Below are 26,088 nucleotides of genomic sequence, written 5' to 3'. Positions count from 1 at the left end.
ATGGCAAGAAGAGATAACCCAGAAATTAACGCAGGTTCTATGGCAGATATCGCTTTTCTGCTATTAATTTTCTTTTTAGTTACTACTACAATGAACGTAGATTCAGGTATCTCTAAGAAGTTATCAGAAAAGCCACCTATTGATTATGTACCACCTGTAATTAAGAAAAAGAACATTTTTGAAGTAAATATTAACAGAAATAACGAGTTACTTGTAGAAGGTGAACGTATGGATGTTAAAGATCTTAAAGATGAAGCTGTAAAGTTTATTGATAATGGTGGAGGTGTAGGAAATCCTGGAGAGGATGGTACACCTGGAAAAGCATGTGATTATTGTAAAGGGGAAAGAAGCGATGCTTCTTCAGATCATCCTAACAAAGCAATTATTTCTGTTCAAAGTGATAGAGGTACAGATTATGGTACTTATATTGTAGTTCAAAATGAGCTTTTAAAAGCTTATACTGAGTTAAGAAACAGATTAGCTAGAGAACGTTATGGAATGTCTTATCAAGAATTAGAACAAGCTTTTTCTGATGCTAAGAAAAGTGCAGATCTATCTAGTGAAGTAGATAAATTGAGAAAAAAGGTTGAAGATATTAAAACATCTTATCCTCAAATTATTTCTGATGCAGAACCAACTTCATAATTAATTTAAATTTAAAACAAAAGTATGTCTAAATTTAGAAAAAAGAAAAAAGGAATGCCAGCTGTGAATACAGCTGCTCTGCCAGATATTGTATTTATGTTACTATTTTTCTTCATGGTTACAACTACTATGAGAGAAACAAATTTAGTAATAGAAAATCCAAGACTTCCTGGAGCTACAGAGATTAAGAAGTTAGAAGATAAAAGTTTAGTAAGTACTATTTATATTGGTAAATCTAAAGATCCTAATAGAGATGGTGTTGGTTACAACAAGATTCAGTTGAATGATAAGATATCATCAGCAGATCAAGTACCAGCTTTTATTTTTAGCAAGAGAGATAAGATAGCAGAGGCTTTACACCCTTTTATGACAACGTCAATAAAAGCAGATAAAGAATCTAATGTAGGTACTATTATAGATGTTAGATTAAAATTAAGAGATGTTAATGCTCTTAAAATTAACTACTCTACAACAGCAGCTGCACAGAATAATTAAAGACATTTAGTTATATATATAAAGGGTTAATTCATTAGAATTAACCCTTTTTTATTGAACCTATTTTATTTATTATATCGAATCTTGTATCTTTAAAATCGATTAATGCATTCATGAAAAATATCTTATTTCTTATTATTTTCTTAATCTTTTCTCAGTTAAGTAACGCCCAAAAAGATTCGTTACAACTTGGAGATAGATATTCTGAAGATCATTTGTATGCATCTATTTCTTATGCACAATTAATGAATCAGCCTACAGGAATTACTAGAAGTGGCTTTTCTTATGGTATTTCTTTTGGGTTTATAAAAGATTTTACGCTAAATAAACAAGGTAATATCGCTGTTGCAGTTGGTCTAGGTTATGGCTATAATTTCTTTAACCATGAGTTAAAAGTAGAAGATGTAAATGGTAATACAACCTTTGATTCAGGTATAGATTTAGAGTCCAACAAATTCTCAGCACATAATTTAGAAATTCCTATTGAATTTAGATGGAGAACATCTACAGCTAAAAAGTATGATTTCTGGAGAATTTATCCTGGTATTAAGTTGTTATATAACTTCTCTAATAATTTTAATTTTATTGATAACAATACATCTTTTTCTTTTGATGATGTTGCTAGTTATCGAAAATTACAATATGGTTTAACGCTATCTACAGGATTTGATGAATTCAATTTTCATGTTTATTATAGCTTAACACCTCTTTTTGAAAATGCTACTTTAAATGGAGAAGAGATTAATAGTTCTATCATAAAGTTCGGTTTGATATTTTATATCTTATAGCAACCAATACAAGCCAAATACAGCACTTATTCCTATTAAAAAGCCCAAGTATACTTCTTTTGGAGTATGCGCTTTTAAATGTAATCTAGCACTTGCTAATAGGCCTGCAATCAAAATAATAATAATTATAATTGGCAAATAAGATCTATTATCTACATAGCTTAACAGCATAAAAAATCCGCAGGAAATACCAATAGATAGTAAGTGAATACTAGATTTTATATTAAAATAAAGTAATATATAGGTAATTATTAATCCAATTGAGGTTGCATAAAAAAGTAAAGATAAATCTTGAAGGGCATCTACATAACTGAATAAATTACCAAGGCCATAAAATAACAAAACCATTAAGCCTAATGGAATTCTCCTTTCCTTCTTGCTTTTGAGTTGGTAACTATTTATCAAATTAAATTTCTTTAAAAGAATTAATAGTAAAAGAGGTAAAATATAAGTAGCTCCAAAAATTAGAATTAGTGTGACTAATTTTTGATTACGTTCTATTGCTAATGGTGAAATTAAGAAATAAATGATGACACCAACTGTAGGAATTACAATTGGGTGAAATACAGTTGATATAATTTTGTGAAACCTCACTAAATTTCTTTACGTAAACGAGCAACAGGTAAATCTAATTGTTCTCTATATTTAGCCACAGTTCTTCGAGCAATTGGGTATCCTTTTTCTTTTAATATACCTGATAATTTTTCGTCAGTTAAAGGCTTCTTTTTGTTTTCTTCTGCAATAACTGTTTCTAAAATTTTCTTTATTTCTCTTGTTGAAACATCTTCTCCCTGATCGTTTTTCATAGATTCAGAAAAGAATTCTTTTATTAATTTAGTTCCATAAGGTGTAGAAACATATTTGCTATTGGCAACTCTAGAAACCGTAGAAACATCCATGTTTATTTTATCTGCAATGTCTTTTAATATCATTGGTTTTAACTTGCGTTCATCACCAGTTAAAAAATAATCATATTGATAATGCATAATGGTGTTCATAGTAACCAATAACGTCTGCTGACGTTGTTTTATAGCATCTATAAACCATTTAGCAGCATCTAGTTTCTGTTTGATAAAAAACACTGCATCTTTTTGCGATTTACTTTTTGTACTAGATTCTTGATACCCTTTTAACATGTTATTGTACTCTCTAGAAACATGAAGTTCAGGCGCATTTCTTGCATTTAGGGTTAGGTCTAATTCTCCATCTATAATTTTAATAGAAAAATCGGGTACAATTTGTTCTGCAATTTTATTATTACCTGCATAAGAACTTCCAGGTTTAGGGTTTAACTTAGAAATTTCGGTGTTTATTTCTTTTAATTCATCTTCAGAAATATTGAACTTTTCTTGAAGTTTTTTGTAATGTTTTTTTACAAAATGATCAAAAGCATTTTCTAGAATTTCTATAGCTAAGCTTCTAACTATATTAGATTCTTTGGTTTTTAATTGAATGATTAAACACTCTTTTAAATCTCTGGCTCCAACTCCTGTTGGATCTAAAGTGTGGATTACCTTTTTTAAAACTTCAACAACCTTTTCTTCTGTGGTAAAAACATTTGCAGTAAAAGCAAGGTCATCTACTAGATCTATAATTTCTCTTCTAATATAACCACTATCATCTATGCTACCTACTAAAAAATCTGCAATAGCTCTTTCTTCCTCATCTAAATTAAATGTGTTTAGTTGATTTACTAATGATTGATGAAAAGAGGTGCCAGCTGCATAAGGCACATTTTTTTCTTCATCATCAGAAGAGTAATTGTTGGCCTGAGTTTTATAGTTTGGTATTTCATCATCACTCAAATACTCATCTATATTTATATCTTCAGCTTCAATTTTTTCTGTACCAGCATCTTCATATTCATTAGAAAAATCATCGTCTGTATCTGAGGTATCTTTACCTGTATCTAAAGCAGGATTTTCTTCTATTTCTTGTTTCAATCTTTCTTCAAAAGCTTGTGTTGGCAATTGAATCAATTTCATTAATTGAATTTGCTGAGGAGATAACTTTTGTAAGAGTTTATATTGTAAACTTTGTTTTAGCATATACACAAATATAACAAAACGTATAAAATAAAATCGCCATTCTTGTAGGAATGACGATTGAATATTTTATAGAATTTAGTTTCTTAAAATTCTGCATTTTGTGGTGTTCTTGGAAAAGGAATTACATCTCTAATATTACCCATTCCTGTTGCAAATTGTACTAATCTTTCAAATCCAAGACCAAATCCTGAGTGAACTGCTGTACCAAATTTACGAAGGTCTAAATACCACCATAATTCTTTCTCCTCTATATCTAAGGCTTTCATTTTTTCTACCAAAACATCAAAACGTTCTTCTCTTTGAGAACCACCAACAATTTCTCCTATTCCCGGAAAAAGAACATCCATGGCTCTTACTGTTTTTCCATCGTCATTTAAACGCATGTAAAATGCTTTGATATTTGCAGGATAATCAAATAAAATAACAGGACATTTAAAGTGCTTTTCTACTAAAAAACGTTCGTGCTCAGATTGTAAATCTGCACCCCATTCATTAATTGGGAATTGAAACTTTTTCTTTTTGTTTGGTTTTGAGTTTCTTAAAATATCAATGGCTTCTGTATAAGAAACACGCTTAAAATTATTGTCTACCACAAACTTAAGTTTTTCAATTAAACTCATTTCGCTTCTTTGTGCTTGTGGCTTGCTTTTTTCTTCTTGGGTTAATCTTTGATCTAAAAATTCTAAATCGTCTTTACAGGTTTCTAATACATCTTTTAAAACCGATTTTATAAAGTCTTCAGCTAAGTCCATATTACCATCTAAATCCATAAAGGCAACTTCTGGCTCAATCATCCAAAATTCTGCTAAATGACGAGTGGTATTAGAGTTTTCTGCTCTAAATGTTGGGCCAAAAGTGTAGGCTTTACCCAAAGACATTGCAAAGGTTTCTGCTTCTAGCTGCCCAGAAACAGTTAAGTTAGTTTCCTTACCAAAAAAGTCTTTACTATAATCTATTTTGCCATCTTCTGTTACTGGTGCTTTATTATCTTCAAAATTGGTTACCCTAAACATTTCTCCTGCTCCTTCTGCATCAGAACCAGTAATTATAGGCGTGTTTACATAGTTAAAACCATTTTCTTGAAAGTATTTATGAACCGCAAAAGAAAGTTTAGAACGTACACGCATAACAGCGCTAAACGTATTTGTTCTCATGCGTAAGTGTGCATTTTCTCTCAAAAATTCAAAGCTATGTTTTTTAGGCTGAATTGGGTATTCATCTGGATTTGAATCTCCTAATATTTCAATATCTGCAACCTGAATTTCTACTCTTTGTCCTCTTCCTTGACTCTCTACAATTGTACCTTTAATAGCAATTGCAGCACCTGTAGTAATTCTTTTTAGTGTTTCTTCTGCAGTGTTTTCAAAATCGATAACACATTGTATATTTTTTATGGTTGAGCCATCATTTAAAGCAATAAATCGATTACTTCTAAATGTTCTAACCCATCCCTTTACATGAACTTCTTGTAAAATTGTACTCGATTCCAATAATTCTGCAACGTTGCTCACTTTCATCTTTACTTTTTTCTTTGATTAATACAATATCATTTTACTAAAGTGTAAAGATACTTTTTTGAGGTTATTCTGGCAATTGAATGTTTAAACTTAGTATTCCTAAAAAAATAATGTATTTTAGTGTTCTAAATCCCTGTAAGTAAGCTATGAAACTTAAATTTACATTGGCAATTCTATTGATTGTTTCTAGTGTTTATGCTCAGTCAGAATTATATCCTATTGGAGAAGATGCAAGTGTTAACTTTAATTTTACCAATAAATCTGCCATTGACGAAGCCATACTTTTTGAGGCTAAACCTATAGTTCGTTATAGTTTTTACAACAACATTAAAGATAGATTATTGGTAGACAAGCCTAAAAATGCGTCTACAACTTATGCCATATTTTCTCCTCATTTAAGAATGTATAATGAAAATTCTGCACCTGTAAGAATGCCTTCATATAAAGTTGCTTTGGGTTTTCAGCAAGTGTGGAAACTTAAAGAAAGTAAGCGACTTACAGCTAATATGATTTCTTTTTTAATTGAAAATGGTCATTATTCAAATGGTCAATCTGGCTGTGCGTTTTCTAGTGATTACAGTGATGGTTCTGTGCCTTGTAATTCTATCTATCAAACAATAAATAATAATCAAAATATTAATTTATCTGATTTGGTAAATAGGGAAAATGGTCATTTTCAAACTAATTTTACAACACTCTACCTTAATCATAGAATTAACACAAAATCTAATAAGTCTATTTCATACTCTTTTGGATACACACTTTATCATAAAAACATGTTTTTATTGTTTGATTTAGGTGGTTATAGTGATAATGATATTCAAGTTTATGGCAAACACAGATTTTATTTTGATGCAGAATTTTCGTTCAAATTTTGTAATAATACTTATGGCGTTTTACAGCAAAAACTGGCTCTTATAAATGGTTCGCATCAAAGTATTACCAATTACAGATCAAATACTTCGTTTTCTGTGTTTCCTTTTGATATTACCAAAAACTTCGGATTTAAAATAGCTTATATAAGAGGTTTTGATGATTATAATTTACGTTTTGTAGATAATGTAGATCAATTAACAGTTGGCGTAGTTTTTAGTCCTTTTGGTATTTTTTCATTTGATAATTAATTAAATAAATATGATTAAAAATAAACACTTTGTACTTTTTATTCTTTTATTTTTTTCTTTCGTTCTTAGAGCTCAAGAAAATTCTGATGTAGAAACTAAAATTAATCAACTTTTTCAAAAAGTATATGAAGCTGGTAAGGATACAGAAAAAGCTACTGGATATGGAAAAGAAATTTTAGAATTAGCTGAAAAGCATAAGTTGCCAGAATTCCAAATTAGAGGGTATTTACTTTTAGGTTCTGTAAGTAGTAGAAACCAAAAGTTTGAAGAAAGCATAGGGTATTATTATAAAGCAAAATCATTAGCAAAAAGAACAGGTAATGAAGAATGGTTTTTTAAATCTAATCAAAATATAGGTAACCTTCACTTAAGAACATCTTACTTAGATTCAGCTTTATATTACTTCAATAAATCTGTTGATTATTCAGAAAAGATTGCAGATAATTTTCAGATTGCAACATCAAGAGTAGGTTTGGCAAATACATATTTTAGACTAAATGAACTAGATTCTGCAATGCTGAATTTTGAAAGAGCCAATGTGAGCATTAATGCGATTAAAGATCAGAGATTTAAAAATCAATCAGGCAGATTATTTGGAAATAACTATATAAGAATGGGCGAAATCTGCTTTCTTAAAAAGGACTATGATTGTGCCATAAATTATGCAGAAAATTCGTTAGAAATTGCAGAGAAATATAACATACCACACATTTTTAAAAGTAGCTTTAGTCTTTTAGGTAGAAGTTACACGAAGTTGGGCAAAACAGCTAAAGCTGAAGAATATTTTGACAAGCAATTAAACTTAGACGTTCGTAAAATTGACCCTAAAAGAATTACAGTAACCGAACCAAGAAATTCAACTGTAATTTCTGAACGTAATTTTGCTTTAGATAAAACTATTAAAAAAACTGTAGAAAAAAGAAAATTTTATCAATCTGGTTTGTTTATTAGTTTAATTATAGTCATTATTTTGTTACTTGGTCTTATTTATTACATTAACAAAAAAAGAACTATTGAAAAAGAATTTTTAGTTATTCAAGAAGAGCTAGATCTTCTAAAAAGTAATAAAGAAGACGTTGTTAAAGAGCAAAAATTTCTTAAGCTAAAAAGCAATGCCATTATTAATATAGCAGATATTTTATATGTAAAGTCAGATGGTCATTATGTAGAATATTATTTGGTTAATAAAGAAAGGCCTGAGATAGATAGAAACACTTTAACTGAGGTTACTAAAGAACTGCCATCAGACACGTTTGTAAGAATGCATAGGTCTTACATTGTAAATATTTACAAAATTAAAATCATCAATTCTACAAAGCTGATGTTAGATAATGGAGTTTGGCTAAATTTATCTAGAACGTATAAGCAACATTTAAAAGATTTACTACAACAACAGGTTAATTACTAAAAACTTTAATTTAAAGGATCTGTTATTCGTGAATAATATCTTGTCATTCACGACATAAATTTAAAAGGTAGCTTTTTTTAGTATTCATTTGTATTGACTTAGAAAAAAAATGAAAAGTCAATTCAAACTATGGAAACTATTTATTCGAGTAATTATTTACAAACCTTTTACGATGTAGAAAGTAATTTAATCATCCAAAAGTGGCTTTCATCTCCAAATTCTTTAGAAATTTTTAAAAGTGAAATGTTAGCATTCGTTTATTTGTATAAAAAATATCGAGCTAAAAATTTACTTTGGTTGCAAAAGAATTTTAGTCTAGAACTTAATTCAGATACACAAATTTGGTTAGAGGAAAATGTAAATATTCCTCTATTAAAAAATGGTAATAAAAAATGTGCTTTTGTAATTGGTAGCGATTTATATGCTCATTTGACCATTTTAGAATCTTTTGATAAATGTCACTCATGCATTGCACCAAAACATTTTGCTACAGAAAAATTAGCTCGCAAATGGCTAGAAGAAGAATTGTTAATTTCTCAAACTAGTAGTAAGAAAAGGTTCTTTTTTGATGGTTTAGATGATGAAGATAACTTGATAATTAGGCTGCCATCAAAAGATATAAAGCATACTTTAAAATCTTTAAATATTTTGTTGGAAAAAGAAAATTTCAAAACTAATAATCAGAAGAAATTTAATTTGCTTACCAATAGAGAAAAAGAAATAATGATGTATATCTCAAAAAGAGAAAATCATCAAACCATTGCAGAAAAGCTATTTATCTCTGTGCATACTGTAAGAACCCACTATAAAAATATAAAAGCCAAACTAAACTTTGAAAGCAATAAAGAGTTATTGAGGTTTATGAATTCTTACGGCTAAATATTATCTAAATATACCTAAAAGTAGGTATTGCTTTCAGTACCATTTTTAATGAATTTTGAACATAAAATAAATAGCTATGAAAACAAAATTATTTTTATTCTTAACTTTTTTCTCATTTTTTGTAAACGCTCAAGTCTCTCAGCAAGAAAGACAAGCATTAATCGATTTTTATAACGCTACAGATGGCGATAATTGGACCAATAATACCAATTGGGATACAGACCCAAACTCTACTTCTGATGTTTCTACTTGGTTTGGGGTTACAACAGTAAATAGTAATGGGCAAGAATATGTTGCTAGATTATTTCTAAATAGTAATAACCTTGTTGGCAATTTACCAGATTTTAAAAATTTAACAAAATTATTGCGTTTGGAAATTGCTAATAATACTATCTCTGGTGAGATTGATATTAACAAATTACCATTAACACTAAATGTTTTACAGTTATCTAGTAACCAAATAACTGGAAGCATCCCAGATTTAACATCCTTTACTAATTTACTTCATATACAATTAACTCGAAATAAATTTGTAGGAAATGTGTCTGAAAAACTGTTTCCTTCATCAATTCAAACTATTTCAATTGGTTATAATGATATTTCAGGAACATTAGATTTTAGTTCTTTTCCAGATTTAAGAACCATAATACCAGCAGAATCCAATATTAGTTTTTTAAAATTTCCAAGTAATGGAATAATATCATCAGTATTTAATTCAACAACTTCTTTTTCTGTAAAAAATATGCCAAACTTGGCTTTTATTGAAGTACCTAATGTTTCAGTTTTTACAAATTTAAGAGAAGATTATTTCGATTTAGGTTTACGAATTGTGGATTATGACCAAGCAGATCAAACAGCAACTCCAAATGCAAATGAGCGAGAAGCTTTAAAAAAATTATACGATAACAAATCTTACACGTATGCAAGTACTATTAAATCTGGTATAAATGACACAGAGTGGCTAGAAATCGAAGTAATAAATGGAGAAACTAGAGTTACAGAAATTCATACAACCAATTTAGCCGTAAATGGAGAAATGCCAACAGAAATAGGTGTTTTTACAGAGTTAACACATTTGCATATTCCAAGTTCTGGGATTAATACTATAGCTACAGAACTAAAAAATGTTACAAAATTAGAAGAATTGTATTTGAATAATAATTCTATTACTGAAATTCCTAGTGATTTTTATGATTTGGTAAAATTAAGAATACTAAACCTTAATAACAACCAAATACATTCAATAGCAAATGGTTTAGGTAATTTTATAGATTTAGAAGAACTCTATTTTAGCAATACACAAGTAGATGTAATACCCACAACAATTGGTAATTTAAAAAAATTACAAATTTTAGAGTTTGCCAATACAAGAATTACCTTATTACCTCCAGAAATTGGTGGTTTAATAGAGCTTACAAGGTTGGTAGCAGCACCCAATAACATTGCAAGTATTCCTAGTGAATTTGGGCAATTAACCAAACTACAGTTTTTAGATTTTGCCAATTGTGAGCTATCAAATACACCTGCTGCTTTTGCCAATTTAACAGAACTACAAACCTTATTTTTAAATGATAATGAGCTGCAAGTAGTTGCTGGTTTAGGTGGTTTTACTAAACTAAAGTTTTTACGTTTACACAATAATAGACTAGGAGAAGACAACCCAAACTTTAATACAGATTTACCAGAAGATTTAGGAGATTTAATTGATTTGGAAGAACTGACTTTATATAATAATCAATTGACAAAGTTGCCTAATTCTATTGGGAATTTGAATAAGTTGACAGAATTGCGCTTGGAAAATAATGATTTAACCACTTTACCGAGTTCGATAGGGAATTTAAGTAGTTTAGAGCACCTATTGTTACGTAATAATGCTATTGAGACTCTACCAAGTTCTATAGGGAATTTATCCAATTTAAAAGTTTTAGACTTATACACTAATAGATTAACAGGTTTACCAGATGAAATAGGGAATTTATCAAATTTAGAGGGATTATTTTTAACACGTCAAGGGTTCACGGAAAACAACATTTTCACTTATACTTTAACAAGTTTACCAGCTACAGTTAATAATTTAACTTCATTAAAAGGTTTAGCAGCCTCAGATAATAAGATTACAGGAGATATAGACGTAAGTGCTATTACTACATTTAGTAGTGTAAGTACAATTTTAGGTCATTCTATTTCTGGATTAGAATTGCAAAGCAATTTAATAACGGGTTTAAAGATAGGTTTTGCACCAACTTTTAGTGTTAATGTAACAAGGAATCCAAATTTGAGTTGTATTGAAGTTCCAACAGATCAAGTTACGGCTTGGGAGAATACATCGCAGTTACAAACAGATAATGGAGTTGCTATTAGCGATAATTGTACAGGTTTTAGAATTCCACAAAATGAAAGGCAAGCATTAATTGATTTTTATTTAGCAACAGGAGGTGGAGAAAATACAGCAGATGAAAACACCACTTGGACAGGAGAGTTTTGGGATACAGACCCAAATAGTTTAAGCAATGTTGGTGCTTGGAGAGGAGTAACCACAGCAATTGTAGATGGGCAAAAGCATGTAACAGAACTATATCTAATAGGTAGTGGAATTACAGGAAATATACCAGAGTCTTTTGGAGATTTAAAAGAATTAATAAAAATAGAGTTTAATAGAATTAGAATAGGTAGTGCAAATATTACAGGATTGCCAACAAGCATAGGAGAATTAGACAAGTTAGAATACTTAGATTTAGCGAACAATAACCTTACAAGCTTACCAGAAGAATTTGGTGGTATGGAAAAGGTAACGTTTATAAATCTAGAGAGAAATCAGTTGGAAAGTATTACAACAGGTATTGGAGATTTTACAAGTTTAGAGAACTTGAATTTATCGAATCAACAAAATCCACAAACAGGAGCAAAGATGTTAACTACATTACCAAATGAAATAGGAAATATAGCAACATTAAAGTTTTTATACTTAAATGATAATGGATTGACTGCTTTACCTGATGGAATTGGAAATTTAAATAGTTTAGAGCAATTGGTAATTCTTAATAATAATGATTTAACCACTTTACCGAGTTCGATAGGGAATTTAAGTAGTTTAGAGCACCTATTGTTACGTAATAATGCTATTGAGACTCTACCAAGTTCTATAGGGAATTTATCCAATTTAAAAGTTTTAGACTTATACACTAATAGATTAACAGGTTTACCAGATGAAATAGGGAATTTATCAAATTTAGAGGGATTATTTTTAACACGTCAAGGGTTCACGGAAAACAACATTTTCACTTATACTTTAACAAGTTTACCAGCTACAGTTAATAATTTAACTTCATTAAAAGGTTTAGCAGCCTCAGATAATAAGATTACAGGAGATATAGACGTAAGTGCTATTACTACATTTAGTAGTGTAAGTACAATTTTAGGTCATTCTATTTCTGGATTAGAATTGCAAAGCAATTTAATAACGGGTTTAAAGATAGGTTTTGCACCAACTTTTAGTGTTAATGTAACAAGGAATCCAAATTTGAGTTGTATTGAAGTTCCAACAGATCAAGTTACGGCTTGGGAGAATACATCGCAGTTACAAACAGATAATGGAGTTGCTATTAGCGATAATTGTACAGGTTTTAGAATTCCACAAAATGAAAGGCAAGCATTAATTGATTTTTATTTAGCAACAGGAGGTGGAGAAAATACAGCAGATGAAAACACCACTTGGACAGGAGAGTTTTGGGATACAGACCCAAATAGTTTAAGCAATGTTGGTGCTTGGAGAGGAGTAACCACAGCAATTGTAGATGGGCAAAAGCATGTAACAGAACTATATCTAATAGGTAGTGGAATTACAGGAAATATACCAGAGTCTTTTGGAGATTTAAAAGAATTAATAAAAATAGAGTTTAATAGAATTAGAATAGGTAGTGCAAATATTACAGGATTGCCAACAAGCATAGGAGAATTAGACAAGTTAGAATACTTAGATTTAGCGAACAATAACCTTACAAGCTTACCAGAAGAATTTGGTGGTATGGAAAAGGTAACGTTTATAAATCTAGAGAGAAATCAGTTGGAAAGTATTACAACAGGTATTGGAGATTTTACAAGTTTAGAGAACTTGAATTTATCGAATCAACAAAATCCACAAACAGGAGCAAAGATGTTAACTACATTACCAAATGAAATAGGAAATATAGCAACATTAAAGTTTTTATACTTAAATGATAATGGATTGACTGCTTTACCTGATGGAATTGGAAATTTAAATAGTTTAGAGCAATTGGTAATTCTTAATAATAATGATTTAACCACTTTACCGAGTTCGATAGGGAATTTAAGTAGTTTAGAGCACCTATTGTTACGTAATAATGCTATTGAGACTCTACCAAGTTCTATAGGGAATTTATCCAATTTAAAAGTTTTAGACTTATACACTAATAGATTAACAGGTTTACCAGATGAAATAGGGAATTTATCAAATTTAGAGGGATTATTTTTAACACGTCAAGGGTTCACGGAAAACAACATTTTCACTTATACTTTAACAAGTTTACCAGCTACAGTTAATAATTTAACTTCATTAAAAGGTTTAGCAGCCTCAGATAATAAGATTACAGGAGATATAGACGTAAGTGCTATTACTACATTTAGTAGTGTAAGTACAATTTTAGGTCATTCTATTTCTGGATTAGAATTGCAAAGCAATTTAATAACGGGTTTAAAGATAGGTTTTGCACCAACTTTTAGTGTTAATGTAACAAGGAATCCAAATTTGAGTTGTATTGAAGTTCCAACAGATCAAGTTACGGCTTGGGAGAATACATCGCAGTTACAAACAGATAATGGAGTTGCTATTAGCGATAATTGTACAGGTTTTAGAATTCCACAAAATGAAAGGCAAGCATTAATTGATTTTTATTTAGCAACAGGAGGTGGAGAAAATACAGCAGATGAAAACACCACTTGGACAGGAGAGTTTTGGGATACAGACCCAAATAGTTTAAGCAATGTTGGTGCTTGGAGAGGAGTAACCACAGCAATTGTAGATGGGCAGAAGCATGTAACAGAACTATATCTAATAGGTAGTGGAATTACAGGAAATATACCAGAGTCTTTTGGAGATTTAAAAGAATTAATAAAAATAGAGTTTAATAGAATTAGAATAGGTAGTGCAAATATTACAGGATTGCCAGCAAGTATAGGAGAATTAGATAAGCTAGAATACTTAGATTTAGCGAACAATAACCTTACAAGCTTACCAGAAGAATTTGGTGGTATGGAAAAGGTAACGTTTATAAATCTAGAGAGAAATCAGTTGGAAAGTATTACAACAGGTATTGGAGATTTTACAAGTTTAGAGAACTTGAATTTATCGAATCAACAAAATCCACAAACAGGAGCAAAGGTGTTAACTACATTACCAAATGAAATAGGAAATATAGCAACATTAAAGTTTTTATACTTAAATGATAATGGATTGACTGCTTTACCAAGTTCAATAGGGAATTTAATTAATTTGGAACAGCTTTTAATAAAAAGAAATGTATTAGAATCGCTACCTATAACAATAAATAATCTAACAAATATTGAAACCCTTGAATTAGATTATAATGAAAACCTTTCAGGAAGTATAGATATAAGTGCATTAACAGCTTTAAGTAGATTACAGCTACAATATAATAATATTGTAAACTTAAAAATAGGCGTTTCTCCAACAATTTTTGGAGCTAATTCAGTGACGAATTTTACAGCAAAAAGAAACGCTCTAGGTTGTATAGAAGTACCAACAGATGAGTTAGTGGCTTGGCAATTGTCTGAAGCAAATGATGCAAATAATAAAATAGATAATGGTGTAGTCTATTCAGACAATTGTGCAACAGTTACCAACAATTCTATTCCAGATACAGAAAGAGGCGCTTTAATAGCAATCTATAACAATACAAAAGGCGATGGTTGGAGAAACGATTTATCTGGTTCTTATAATGGGGTAACTTGGGTAAATGATGCCACTCAAAAAAGAAATGTAGGTGCTTGGTTTGGGGTAACTACTGCAATAATTAACGGTCAAAAACATGTTACCAAAGTTGAGTTGAATAGCAATCTATTAGATGGTACCATTCCATCAGTAATTAAAAATTTAACGCAATTAAAGGAACTAGAATTCAATAGTAATGCTATTTCAGAAATTCCGTCTGAAATAGGTGAATTGGCTAATTTGGAACAATTAACGTTTACGAATCAATATAATTCTGAGAACCAAGAATATGTTTTAAAGAGCATTCCAACAGAAATTAATAACATTGTCTCTTTAAAAAGATTAGAATTAAGCTCTAATCAATTAGAAGGAAATTTAGATTTTTCAAATTTGGTTAATTTAGACAATTTATCAGTTTCATCTAATCAAATAACAGGTTTAAGAATAGGCACTTCGCCATCAGTTTTTGATAATGGCTATGATTCTGAAAGACAGTATCGTAGAAGTTTTGATTTTTCTAATCAATATTTAAATTGTGTTGCTGTGCCTCAAAATACAGTTGCAGATTGGGAAGCAAGTTCTTTTGCAACAAGTGCACCAAGTATTGTTTGGGGGCAAGATTGTACGCTTTATAACAATGTGCCTGAGAAAGAAATTCAAGCCTTAGTAGATTTGTATAATAATTTAGATGGTGCAAATTGGGTTAATAAAACCAATTGGGATGGTAATTTAGCAAGAGCCATGATAAACAACCCATTTAACGCTACGAAATGGCAAGGTATAACTACTAAAATAGTAAATGGAGAAAAACATATAACAGATATATCGCTTAGCAGTAATGGCTTGAAGGGTGAACTACCAGAAAGTTTTGGAGATTTAACTAAGCTAGTAAACTTACAACTAAGTTCTAATGAAATTTCAGGTAATCTTCCAGCAAGTTTTGGTAATCTAACTTCATTAAAAGCAATTTATTTAAATAGTAATTCTATAGAAGGTTTACCTGCAGAGTTAGGCAATTTGTCAACCTTAGAGACTGTTTATCTTCAAAATAACGAAATCTTTGGTCAATTACCAGACTTGACAAATAATGCAAACTTGGCACAATTATTTATTAATGGTAATAAACTGCAATTTGGAGATTTTGAAAATGAATTCAATTCATATCAAAATTTACAGGCATTTAGTTACACAAATCAAGCTAAGGTTGGTGAAGAACAAGTTATAGATTTTGGCGAGGGTTATAGTACAACCTTTACAGCAGAAGTGTCAGGTGTAAATAATACATATCAATGGTATAAGAACTTTTCACCAATTACAAATGAAACAAATAAAACTTTAGTAATAAATAACGCTAATCTGCAAAATGCAGGTTCTTATTATTGTAAAGTCTCTAATACAGTAATAACTAATTTAGATATTGACACAGAAACAATTACATTAAATTTTGATGCTGCTCTTTCTACAGAGGATAATAGTCTAATAAATAAGGTTTCTTTATATCCAAACCCAGTAAGTGGAATATTACAGATCAAAATTAGTAATGACATTTCAATAGAAGAAATAGAAGTATTTAACGCTATTGGAAAAAAAGTTAGAGTATTTCATAAACCAAAAGATAAAATTAATCTTACCAGTTTATCTAAAGGTATTTACATAATTAATATGATTACAGAAAAAGGAAAAGTTACAAAAAGAATAGTGAAAAAGTAAAAAGTGTTTTTTAATTATGTTAGTAAACCAGATGCTTGTAAAGTGTCTGGTTTTTTTATATTTATAAAAAATTAGGCGGATGAAAAATCATATATCAGTAAAACGAATTTTTCAACAAATTAAGGCAGATGCTATAGGTAAAGATTCACATAGGGGAATTACGTTAACCTATGCTTGGGTGGCCAATCAATTTGGACATATATCTTTGGGTTTCATTCCATCATTTCTAGTATATCAATTGTTTAATGTAACTCCGTTAAAATCTGCATTGTACGTAAGTTTATTTTGGCTTTGTTTTGAAGCTTATAATTTTTTAGGTCCGTTATTACTTAAAAAAGAATCGAAATCGGATGCTGTTTATATACCTAAAAAATCCAATTATAAGTTTAAACCCAAATGGCTTAATGTTGCTTTTGACACCTTTACTGATGTTTGTTTTTTTGCTTTAGGAGCTTGTTTATTTTACATTAGTATGATTGGTTTTGAGAATAAAACAATAAACATAGTTCTCATAGTGCTTTTCATTTATTTGTTAATTGCTGGCAGGTATTGGTTCATTACTAAAATGTATCAATTTTATGCACGTTTCCCTTTTCAGTTTAGATTAAGTCAGTGGGATTTTAACATCAGTAAAGATCAAAAAGATATTGTTGATGACTTTTTGAGTGCTACAGATGTTGGAAATCATTTGTTAATTTATGGTAATTTAAATACGGGGAAAACTAGTTTGGGAGTAGGTATTTTAAATGAATTAAGTATTAAAAATTATGCCTGTTTGTATGTAAATGCCATTAAATTGTACAATTATCTTTTTAAAGATGAGAATGACGTGTTAGAAGCTCATGAAATTTGGGATTGGAGAGGAGCCGAGTTTTTAATGATTGATGATATAAACCCAACAGATCCTATAAAGGAAGAACTTATAAAACCTGAAAAGTTATTGTCTTTTATAGATAATTTTGGAAAACCAAATTGTAACAATAGAAAAACGTTGCAAAATAAAAACGTAATATGGGTTTTAGGCAATAGAGAAATTGCTACAGATTCTTGGGCAGCAATGCTTATTTCAATGGGAATTCAACAAGATAAAATTAGCACGATAAATCTGTAAGATTATAGAATATAATTATCGTAAGAAAAACTAATTAAATGTGGTAAACTGTTTACTTTAAATCTTTTATATAATGGTATGATGCGCTTTTCTATCGCAGACTGACTCACATTTAGCTTTTTAGCAATCTCTTTAAAGGCAAATCCTTTTGCAGCTAGTTCTAATGCTTCTTTTTCTCTATTAGAAATACGAAATTCACTAAAAAGTTCTTGGTCTAGACTTTCTTCAAAATTAGAAGTTTCCGGTCCAAAAACTGCATATTGCATAATGTTTCCTAAATTTCTAGAATGTAATTTTTCTGATATTCCAATAACTTCAAGAATTTGTCCATTATGAGATTTGTATATACCTACTCTTGAGAATAAAGGAACTATGGTTCCGTTTTTATGTATTTTTTCTACTTCTATTGTAAAACTATATTTATCTAAATCCTTGTCTAAAGTGTTTAAGTATTGCAGAGCTTTGTCATTCAATTCATTAGAAAAATTAAAGTGTCTTTTAGAGGTAGAGTTTACAATTTTATAGAGGGTAATTTCATCATTTTTATAACCCAACAATTCTTCCCATCCATTAGCAAATACCATTCTTTGTTTTACAAAAGAATAGATATAAACAGCTTGCCCCATAAATAGTGGAACTTTCTCTTTATATTCAGTATACAAAGGGTCTTCAATGTCAAAAGGAACATCAGAAACTCTATCTCTAGTATATTTACCAAACTCACTTTTCATAAGTCTAAGATACAAAAACTGCGTAAAAACACAGTTGTAAATTATAGAATACTAGCTTATTTTTGATATAAATCTATTGAACAAGAAATAAAAATTGCTATGAAAAGAAATGTTTGATATATTTATTATAATCCTCCAAGATAAGCCTTTACTAATGAGTTAATTAGTAAAGGTTTTTTATTTAGAAGACTCTTCTAAATCTTTGGGTGGTATAATTTTCATTGCGGGTTCTCTGAACACTTTTTTGTTTGCAATCTTCTTTTCGAATGTTAAAAGTAAAGATGGTAAAAGCAGTAGGTTAGATACCATTGCTAATAATAGTGTTACAGAAACCAAACCACCAAGTGCAATTGTACCTCCAAAGCTAGAAAGTGTAAACACTAAAAAGCCAAAAAATAATACAATTGATGTATAGAACATACTCACTCCAGTTTCACGCAAAGCAGCATAAACAGAGGGTTTAATTTTCCATTTATTTGAGATCAATTCCTGTCTGTATTTTGCTAGGAAATGTATAGTATCGTCAACAGAAATTCCAAATGCTATACTAAATACTAATATAGTTGATGGTTTTATTGGAATATCTAAAAAGCCCATAAGACCTGCTGTGATTAACAAAGGTAATATGTTAGGAATTAGCGAAATTAGTATCATTTGTGGTGATCTAAACATCCAAGCCATAAACAATGCAATTAGTAAAATGGCTAAGGATAAAGAGAAAACCAAATTGGTTATTAAATAATTTGTTCCTTTAATAAAAACTAAGGCTTTACCTGTAATAGAAACAGCATATTTTTCAGAAGGAAACTCCTTATCAATTACAGCTTGTAAACGTTCTTGAATAACATCCATTTTATCTGTACCAATGTCTTTCATAAACGTGGTAATTCTTGCATAACGTCCTGTAGAATCTACAAAAGTATTCAGCATTCCAGCATCAGAATTAGAGTTTTTGGTATAAGAAAATATATAACTTTGCTCTTGACTTGTGGGCAATTGATAGTATTTTGGATTGCCCTTATAATAGGCTTGCTTAGAATATTTAACCAAATTAACTATTGATATTGGCTTAGATAATTCAGGAAAAGATTCAATAGTTTCATTGAGTTCATCCATCTTTTTTAAGGTAGATAATTTCATAACACCTTTGTCCTTTTTAGTATCTATAAAAATTTCTAAAGGCATAATACCACCAAACTCTTTTTCGAAAAACTTAATGTCTTTATAGAAGCCCATACTTTTAGGCATGTCTTCTATTAAGCTACCAGAAACTCTAATTTTATAAACACCAATAATACCTAAAACAATAACAATAACTGTGGCAAAATAAATGGCAATTCTTTGTTCTTTTACGGTTTTTTCCATCCAATTTACCACATTTTCAATCCATCTTCTTTCTAAATGATTTAAATGCTTCTTTTTAGGTAAAGGCATAAAACTGTATATGATTGGAATAATCAATAAAGCAAGAATAAATATACTTACAATATTTACTGAAGCTAGAATTCCAAATTCACGTAAAAGCGAACTTTTTACAAAAACAAAGGTTGCAAAACCAGATGCAGTTGTAATATTGGTCATTAAAGTAGCATTCCCAATTTTAGAAATTACTCTTTGTAATGCCTTAGCTTGCTGACCGTGTTTTTTTATTTCTTGTTGGTATTTATTAATTAAGAATACAGCATTTGGCACACCAATAACAATTATTAAAGGTGGTATTAAGGCTGATAATACTGTTATTTCAAATCGAAATAAACCAATAAATCCAAAAGCCCAAGTTACACCAACCATTACTACTAAAAGAGTGATGAATGTGGCTCTGTAAGACCTAAAGAAGAAGAAAAATATTACTGCTGTTATTAAAAGGGCACCACCAACAAATAAAATTATCTCATCTTGAATGTTTTGGGCGTTTAATGTTCTAATATATGGCATACCAGAAATTCGAACATCTACATTGTAATCCTTTTCAAATTTTTCAATAATGGGAATTAATGTATTGAACATGAAATCTCTCCTTTTCGGAGTATTTATAATTTCTCTTTTAATGTAAATGGCAGTCTGTAAAGTACCAGTCTCCTTATTAAATAGAAGATTGTCGTAGAAAGGTAGCTTTTCAAAAAGTTGATCTTTTATAGTTTCAACTTCTGCTTTAGTAGAAGGCTCTTTATCATATAAAGGCTCTAAAATAAATTTTCGTTGTTTACGGTCTGCTTTTAATTTTTGAACATCAGCAATAGAAAGTGTAAAGTCAATTTCATCTAAATCATTAAATTGATCAACTAAACTATTCCAAGCATTAAATTTGGCTGGTGTAAATACTGTAGAATCTTTAATACCTAGAATTACAAGGTTGCCTTCTTCACCAAAAATTTCTAAAAATTTGTTGTATTCTAAATTAGCTTCATGATTTTCTGGTAATAAATTAGCTTCTGTATATGAAAATTTCATATACTTCATTTGAGAAGCCAACAAAGCTGTAATTATTGCAATGCCTATTAAAACCAAATAACGGTTTCTTAAGATGATACCTGCAACTTTAGTCCAAAAATTCATTCACTATTTTTATAAAGGGTAATTGTATTGATAAAAAAAGAGTGTTTGTAAAACACTCTTTTAATTTTGCTTTCGAAATCTTAGATTGTCATGATCTCTTTTTCTTTGACAGCTAATTTTTCATCTATATTTTTAACGTAGGTATCTGTTAGCTTTTGAACATCATCTTCAGCTATTTTTTTCATATCATCAGAAATCTCTACTTTTTTAATATCGTTATTTGCATCTTTTCTAGCATTTCTAACACCAACCTTAGCATGTTCTGCTTCTGCTTTTGCTTGTTTTGCCAATCCTTTTCTGCGTTCTTCAGTTAATGGTGGTACATTAATCATAATTAAATCACCATTATTCATTGGGTTTAAACCAAGGTTTGCAATTTGAATTGCTTTTTCTATTGGCTGTAACATGTTTTTCTCCCAAGGTTGTATGCTTAAAGTTCTAGCATCTGGTGTATTTACATTTGCTACTTGGCTTAATGGAGTTTGAGAACCATAATAATCTACCATAACTGTACTTAGCATAGCAGGTGTTGCTTTACCAGCTCTGATAGATACCAATTCTTTTTCTAAATGCGTAATTGCATTACCCATTGCTTCTTTAGCAGTATCTAAAATAAATTCAATTTCTTCGTTCATCTTTTTAAAATTTAAAAAGTTAGATTTTAATTTTCTACAATTGTACCAACCTTTTCTCCAGAAACTAATCGAATTAAGTTTCCTTGTTTATTCATATCAAAAATAATGATTGGTAATTTATTTTCTTCACTTAATGTAAAAGCAGTCATATCCATAACTTTTAAACCTTTATTAATTACATCTTTAAATGTAATAGATTCAAATTTTACAGCGTCTTTTACTTTTTCTGGGTCTGCATTATACACACCATCAACTCTAGTACCTTTTAAAATAGCATCTGCTTGTATTTCTATTGCTCTTAAAACAGCTGCTGTATCTGTCGTAAAATATGGATTACCTGTACCAGCACCAAAAATAACAACTCTCCCTTTTTCTAAATGGCGAATTGCTTTTCGTTTAATGTAAGGTTCAGCAACTTCTTTTATTTCTAAAGCAGTTTGCAAACGGGTGTGTACATCTTCATCTTCTAAAGCACTTTGCAATGCTAAACCATTTATACATGTAGCTAACATACCCATATGATCACCTTGAACACGATCCATACCATTTGCGGCACCTGCAACACCTCTAAAAATATTTCCACCACCAATTACAATAGCAACTTCAATACCTTTTTCTACCACCTCTTTAATTTCTTTAGCATATTCTGCAAGGCGTTTAGGGTCTATTCCATATTGACGTTCACCCATTAACGCTTCTCCACTTAATTTTAAAAGGACTCTTTTGTATTGCATTTTATATTGCTGTTTGATATTCTTTCTTAAAAAATAAGAAATTTTGAGTTGTGCAAAATTAATGTTTTTTTTTATTTATAATGAAATGTGTCTTATAGTTTTAGTTTTTAAATATTTAACTAAAACGAAATAACTGAAATTGAACTATTTAAACTTTTGTGGGCTTAATTAAATTGACTAATTTTGCACTCGATTTTTTAAGAACTAGAGATTAATAAGAAATGAATATTACAAAAGAAAACGTAGATGCATTAAATGCAGTTGTAAAAGTTGATATTGTTGCAGATGACTATCAAGCTAAAGTAACAGAGGTTTTAACAGATTATCGTAAAAAAGCAGACATTCCAGGTTTTAGAAAAGGGCATGTGCCAATGGGAATGATTAAAAAGCAATATGGTAAGTCTGTAATGATTGATGAAGTTAACAAACTTATACAAGATTCATTAAATAAATTTTTAACTGAAGAAAAGTTAGATATTTTAGGTAATCCATTACCAAGAGTAAACGAAGACTTTAATTGGGATGCAGATACTTTTACATTTGAATTTGAATTAGGTTTAGCACCAGAATTTGATGTTGATTTATCAGCAAAAAATAAAGTTAAACAGTACAATATTGTTGCAACTGAAGAATTGATTGATGAAGAAGTGAAAAATATTCAGACTCGTTATGGAAAAATGAGTGCCATAGAAGAAGCAACTGAGCATTCTAATGTAACTGGTACTTTTGTAAATGAAGAAGCAGGTATCAATAAAAAATCTACTTTCTTAGTAAATGATTTAAAGGGTAAAAAGAACGAGAAAAAAGTAATTGGCGCTAAAGTAGGCGATGTTATAGAATTAGGTACTAAGAAACTTTTTGAAGACGATCATAAATTACAACACATTTTAGGTGTAGAACATGATATAATTCATGATTTAGATGTAACAGTTACTTTAACTGTAGAAGATATTACCAAAACAGAACCAGCTGATTTAGATAAAGAATTGTTTGATAAACTTTTTGTAGATGGTAGTGTTTCTACTGTAACCGAATTAAGAGAAAAAATTAAGGAAGATGCAGAAATACAATTCGCACAACAAGGAGATCAGCAATTGTTAAATGCTGTACAAGAGTATTTAATTGAAAATACAAAGTTTGATTTACCTGCAGAATTTCTTAAAAAATGGTTAGCAACTGCTGGCGAAAAAGAATTAACAGCTGAAGAGGCTGCTGCTGAATATGAAAAATCAGAAAAAGGATTACGTTATCAATTAATCGAAGGTAAGATTATGAAAGATAATGATATCAAATTAGATTATAAAGAATTGGTAGATTATGCTAAAGGATTTATCCGTCAGCAAATGGCTCAATTTGGTAACATGAATCCAGAAGAAAAAGAGTTAGATGATATTGCTGGTAGAATCTTACAAAACCAAGATGAGGCTCAAAAATTGCAAGGGCAATTAATTAGCCAGAAATTGTTAGCTTTCTTTAAAGAAAACATGAACTTTAAAACAAAAGAAGTTACTTACGAAGAGTTTATTAAAGAAGTTTATAAATAGGTTTAAGTAGCAATCTAAAAGTTGTTTTAGAATGCAATAAATATTAAAAACCTGAGCTTTTGAGCTCAGGTTTTTCGTTTTAAAATGTAACACAATATTAAGAGAATAGTTCTTATCTTTACACAACCAATAATTTAAAGACTTTAAGACATGAATTACGGAAAAGAGTTCGAAAAATACGCTACTAAACATCATGGTATTAGTAGTACTAGCTATACAAAAATCACAAGTAGTTTAACTCCATATATTATGGAAGAACGCCAAATGAATATTACTCAAATGGATGTTTTTTCGCGTTTAATGATGGATAGAATTATATTTCTAGGAACAGGAATTAATGATCAAGTAGCAAATATTATACAAGCACAGTTATTGTTTTTAGAAAGTGTAGATGCCAATAAAGACATATCAATATACATTAATTCTCCAGGAGGAGGTGTATATGCAGGTTTAGGTATTTATGATACCATGCAATTCATAAAGCCAGATGTTGCTACAATTTGTACAGGTATGGCTGCATCCATGGGTGCTGTTTTAATGTGTGCAGGAGAAAAAGGTAAACGTTCTGCTTTACCTCATTCAAGAATTATGATTCATCAACCTTTAGGAGGTGCTCAAGGTCAGGCTTCAGATATCGAAATTACTGCAAGAGAAATCTTAAAATTAAAAGATGAGTTGTATGCAATTATTGCAAATCATTCAGGTCAAACTGTAGAAAAAGTACATAACGATTCTGATAGAGATTATTGGATGAAAGCAGATGAAGCTAAAGAATATGGAATGATTGATGAAGTTTTAGCTAGAAAATAAAGCCCAAACATCAATTAAAGCAAAAGTAAAAAGCAGATTATAATGTCGAAAGAAGAAAACTTAGAATGTTCATTTTGTGGACGGAAAAAAGCCGAAACAGATTTACTAATTGCTGGTATGGATGCCCATATTTGCGATAAATGTATAGAGCAAGCACATGGTATTGTAGAAGAGGAAATTTCGGAAGCAAAAACATCTAGTTTATCTAAAGATTTAACGCTAAAAAAACCATTGCAAATAAAAGAGTTTTTAGATCAATATATTATTGGTCAAGATGAAACTAAAAGAGCAATGGCTGTTGCAGTTTACAATCATTACAAGAGATTGTTACAAGATAAAAATACAGAGGATGATGTAGAGATTGAAAAATCTAACATTGTTTTAGTGGGGGAAACTGGTACAGGTAAAACCTTGGTTGCAAAAACAATTGCAAAAATGTTAAATGTACCTTTTTCTATTGTAGATGCTACAGTTTTAACACAAGCAGGTTATGTTGGTGAAGATGTTGAAAGCATTTTAAGTAGGTTGTTGCAGGTTGCAGATTATGATGTAGAAAAGGCAGAAAGAGGTATTGTTTTTATAGATGAAATTGATAAAATTGCAAGAAAAGGTGATAATCCATCAATTACAAGAGACGTTTCTGGTGAAGGTGTACAACAAGCATTATTAAAACTACTAGAAGGTTCTGTGGTAAATGTTGCGCCTAAAGGAGGTAGAAAACATCCAGAGCAAAAATTTATAGAAGTAAATACCAAAGATATTTTATTTATTGCTGGTGGGGCATTTTCTGGTATAGATAAAATTATTAGCAAACGTTTAAACAGGCAAGCTGTTGGTTTTGGTGCATCTTTAGAAGAAGACAAGTTAGATGAAGATAATTTACTACAATACATAACACCTTTAGATTTAAAATCTTTTGGATTAATTCCAGAGATTATAGGGCGTTTACCAGTATTAAGTTACATGAATCCTTTAGATGCAAAAACGTTAAGAGCTATTTTAACTGAGCCAAAAAATTCTATTATAAAACAATATGCTAAGCTGTTTGTAATGGATGATGTTAACTTTACTATAGATGAAGAAGCTTTAAATTATATTGTAGAAAAGGCGGTTGAGTATAAATTAGGTGCAAGAGGATTACGTTCTTTATGTGAAGCTATTTTTACAGATGCTATGTTCGATTTACCAAGTTCAGAAGAAAAAGAATTCAATGTAACCAAAGATTACGCAGAAGCTAAATTATCTAATACAACCTTAAAAAAGTTAAGAGCAGCTTCATAAATTATCAAATTATTAAATACTAAACCTCGCTATTTAATTTTAGTGAGGTTTTTGTTTTTATACAATTTCGTTTTGTAAACAAAGTTTATATTTGTTTACTG

The 26,088-nt window shown here is 29.9% G+C and carries 18 protein-coding genes; 11 read left to right on the top strand and 7 right to left on the bottom strand.

The window, feature by feature from the left end:
• The 3 genes from V7R38_RS02485 to V7R38_RS02475 all read left to right on the top strand — a co-directional run bounded on the left by V7R38_RS02485 (position 1) and on the right by V7R38_RS02475 (position 1,928).
• Positions 1-645: an ExbD/TolR family protein gene (locus V7R38_RS02485; protein WP_015481921.1), complete on the top strand. Its 645-nt coding sequence runs from the start codon at positions 1-3 to the stop codon at positions 643-645.
• Between the two features lie 24 nt (positions 646-669).
• A complete protein-coding gene (locus V7R38_RS02480) occupies positions 670-1,140 on the top strand; it encodes an ExbD/TolR family protein (protein WP_015481922.1) in 471 nt (156 codons plus the stop codon).
• 113 nt (positions 1,141-1,253) lie between these two features.
• Positions 1,254-1,928, top strand: a complete 675-nt coding sequence (locus V7R38_RS02475; RefSeq protein WP_334055904.1) for a porin family protein — start codon at positions 1,254-1,256, stop codon at positions 1,926-1,928.
• Here the strand turns inward: V7R38_RS02475 and V7R38_RS02470 are convergent.
• From V7R38_RS02470 to asnS, 3 genes are all read right to left on the bottom strand, one after another.
• Positions 1,923-2,522 (bottom strand): hypothetical protein, encoded by a 600-nt coding sequence (locus V7R38_RS02470; protein WP_334055903.1) that lies wholly within the window; start codon positions 2,520-2,522, stop codon positions 1,923-1,925. The genes V7R38_RS02475 and V7R38_RS02470 overlap by 6 nt on opposite strands.
• Positions 2,522-3,976: an RNA polymerase factor sigma-54 gene (gene rpoN, locus V7R38_RS02465; protein WP_334055902.1), complete on the bottom strand. Its 1,455-nt coding sequence runs from the start codon at positions 3,974-3,976 to the stop codon at positions 2,522-2,524. The genes V7R38_RS02470 and rpoN overlap by 1 nt, the downstream gene beginning before the upstream one ends.
• An 83-nt stretch (positions 3,977-4,059) precedes the next feature.
• Entirely contained in the window at positions 4,060-5,493 is a 1,434-nt protein-coding gene (asnS, locus tag V7R38_RS02460; protein WP_334055901.1) for an asparagine--tRNA ligase, read from the bottom strand.
• Positions 5,494-5,639: 146 nt separating this feature from the next.
• Between asnS and V7R38_RS02455 the strand changes: the two genes are divergently transcribed.
• From V7R38_RS02455 to V7R38_RS02435, 5 genes are all read left to right on the top strand, one after another.
• Positions 5,640-6,617 (top strand): hypothetical protein, encoded by a 978-nt coding sequence (locus V7R38_RS02455; RefSeq protein ID WP_334055900.1) that lies wholly within the window; start codon positions 5,640-5,642, stop codon positions 6,615-6,617.
• Between the two features lie 10 nt (positions 6,618-6,627).
• Positions 6,628-8,025, top strand: coding sequence for a LytTR family transcriptional regulator DNA-binding domain-containing protein (locus V7R38_RS02450; RefSeq protein ID WP_334055899.1), 1,398 nt, complete (start codon positions 6,628-6,630; stop codon positions 8,023-8,025).
• 129 nt (positions 8,026-8,154) lie between these two features.
• Positions 8,155-8,904 carry a response regulator transcription factor gene (locus V7R38_RS02445; RefSeq protein ID WP_334055898.1) on the top strand — a complete coding sequence of 250 codons (750 nt, stop codon included), beginning with the start codon at positions 8,155-8,157 and terminating at the stop codon, positions 8,902-8,904.
• Between the two features lie 79 nt (positions 8,905-8,983).
• The gene (locus tag V7R38_RS02440) at positions 8,984-16,585 is read left to right on the top strand and encodes a leucine-rich repeat domain-containing protein (RefSeq protein ID WP_334055897.1); all 7,602 of its coding nucleotides are present in this window, start codon (positions 8,984-8,986) and stop codon (positions 16,583-16,585) included.
• 79 nt (positions 16,586-16,664) lie between these two features.
• Entirely contained in the window at positions 16,665-17,696 is a 1,032-nt protein-coding gene (locus V7R38_RS02435) for a hypothetical protein (RefSeq protein WP_334055896.1), read from the top strand.
• A 2-nt stretch (positions 17,697-17,698) separates the two neighbouring features.
• On the opposite strand, the gene V7R38_RS02430 is transcribed toward V7R38_RS02435, so the two are convergent.
• The 4 genes from V7R38_RS02430 to pyrH all read right to left on the bottom strand — a co-directional run bounded on the left by V7R38_RS02430 (position 17,699) and on the right by pyrH (position 22,352).
• Positions 17,699-18,427, bottom strand: a complete 729-nt coding sequence (locus tag V7R38_RS02430) for a LuxR C-terminal-related transcriptional regulator (protein WP_334055895.1) — start codon at positions 18,425-18,427, stop codon at positions 17,699-17,701.
• Positions 18,428-18,604: 177 nt separating this feature from the next.
• The gene (locus V7R38_RS02425; RefSeq protein WP_334055894.1) at positions 18,605-20,983 is read right to left on the bottom strand and encodes an efflux RND transporter permease subunit; all 2,379 of its coding nucleotides are present in this window, start codon (positions 20,981-20,983) and stop codon (positions 18,605-18,607) included.
• 80 nt (positions 20,984-21,063) lie between these two features.
• The gene (frr, locus tag V7R38_RS02420; RefSeq protein WP_015481935.1) at positions 21,064-21,618 is read right to left on the bottom strand and encodes a ribosome recycling factor; all 555 of its coding nucleotides are present in this window, start codon (positions 21,616-21,618) and stop codon (positions 21,064-21,066) included.
• A 26-nt stretch (positions 21,619-21,644) separates the two neighbouring features.
• A complete protein-coding gene (gene pyrH / locus V7R38_RS02415) occupies positions 21,645-22,352 on the bottom strand; it encodes a UMP kinase (protein WP_015481936.1) in 708 nt (235 codons plus the stop codon).
• 221 nt (positions 22,353-22,573) lie between these two features.
• On the opposite strand from pyrH, the gene tig reads away from it, so the two are divergent.
• The 3 genes from tig (at position 22,574) to clpX (ending at position 25,987) form a co-directional block, all read left to right on the top strand.
• A complete protein-coding gene (gene tig, locus V7R38_RS02410; RefSeq protein ID WP_334055893.1) occupies positions 22,574-23,896 on the top strand; it encodes a trigger factor in 1,323 nt (440 codons plus the stop codon).
• 150 nt (positions 23,897-24,046) lie between these two features.
• Positions 24,047-24,706, top strand: coding sequence for an ATP-dependent Clp endopeptidase proteolytic subunit ClpP (gene clpP, locus V7R38_RS02405; RefSeq protein WP_015481938.1), 660 nt, complete (start codon positions 24,047-24,049; stop codon positions 24,704-24,706).
• A 42-nt stretch (positions 24,707-24,748) separates the two neighbouring features.
• Complete coding sequence (gene clpX, locus V7R38_RS02400; RefSeq protein WP_015481939.1) at positions 24,749-25,987, top strand: ATP-dependent Clp protease ATP-binding subunit ClpX; 1,239 nt, start codon at positions 24,749-24,751, stop codon at positions 25,985-25,987.
• Positions 25,988-26,088 lie beyond the last annotated feature (101 nt).

This window comes from Polaribacter sp. P097, assembly GCF_036864555.1.
Taxonomy (GTDB): domain Bacteria; phylum Bacteroidota; class Bacteroidia; order Flavobacteriales; family Flavobacteriaceae; genus Polaribacter.
Note: the sequence above shows the minus strand (reverse complement) of the source record. Positions and strands in the feature narration are given on the sequence as shown.

Bases quoted from the DNA above. Each gene is read 5' to 3' on its own strand.
- V7R38_RS02425 (WP_334055894.1), bottom strand. From the start codon at position 20,983: ATGAATTTTTGGACTAAAGTTGCAGGTATCATCTTAAGAAACCGTTAT.
- V7R38_RS02455 (WP_334055900.1), top strand. From the start codon at position 5,640: ATGAAACTTAAATTTACATTGGCAATTCTATTGATTGTTTCTAGTGTT.
- V7R38_RS02445 (WP_334055898.1), top strand. From the start codon at position 8,155: ATGGAAACTATTTATTCGAGTAATTATTTACAAACCTTTTACGATGTA.
- pyrH (WP_015481936.1), bottom strand. From the start codon at position 22,352: ATGCAATACAAAAGAGTCCTTTTAAAATTAAGTGGAGAAGCGTTAATG.
- V7R38_RS02440 (WP_334055897.1), top strand. From the start codon at position 8,984: ATGAAAACAAAATTATTTTTATTCTTAACTTTTTTCTCATTTTTTGTA.
- clpP (WP_015481938.1), top strand. From the start codon at position 24,047: ATGAATTACGGAAAAGAGTTCGAAAAATACGCTACTAAACATCATGGT.
- V7R38_RS02450 (WP_334055899.1), top strand. From the start codon at position 6,628: ATGATTAAAAATAAACACTTTGTACTTTTTATTCTTTTATTTTTTTCT.
- V7R38_RS02485 (WP_015481921.1), top strand. From the start codon at position 1: ATGGCAAGAAGAGATAACCCAGAAATTAACGCAGGTTCTATGGCAGAT.
- V7R38_RS02435 (WP_334055896.1), top strand. From the start codon at position 16,665: ATGAAAAATCATATATCAGTAAAACGAATTTTTCAACAAATTAAGGCA.
- frr (WP_015481935.1), bottom strand. From the start codon at position 21,618: ATGAACGAAGAAATTGAATTTATTTTAGATACTGCTAAAGAAGCAATG.
- V7R38_RS02430 (WP_334055895.1), bottom strand. From the start codon at position 18,427: ATGAAAAGTGAGTTTGGTAAATATACTAGAGATAGAGTTTCTGATGTT.
- asnS (WP_334055901.1), bottom strand. From the start codon at position 5,493: ATGAAAGTGAGCAACGTTGCAGAATTATTGGAATCGAGTACAATTTTA.
- rpoN (WP_334055902.1), bottom strand. From the start codon at position 3,976: ATGCTAAAACAAAGTTTACAATATAAACTCTTACAAAAGTTATCTCCT.
- clpX (WP_015481939.1), top strand. From the start codon at position 24,749: ATGTCGAAAGAAGAAAACTTAGAATGTTCATTTTGTGGACGGAAAAAA.
- V7R38_RS02475 (WP_334055904.1), top strand. From the start codon at position 1,254: ATGAAAAATATCTTATTTCTTATTATTTTCTTAATCTTTTCTCAGTTA.
- tig (WP_334055893.1), top strand. From the start codon at position 22,574: ATGAATATTACAAAAGAAAACGTAGATGCATTAAATGCAGTTGTAAAA.
- V7R38_RS02480 (WP_015481922.1), top strand. From the start codon at position 670: ATGTCTAAATTTAGAAAAAAGAAAAAAGGAATGCCAGCTGTGAATACA.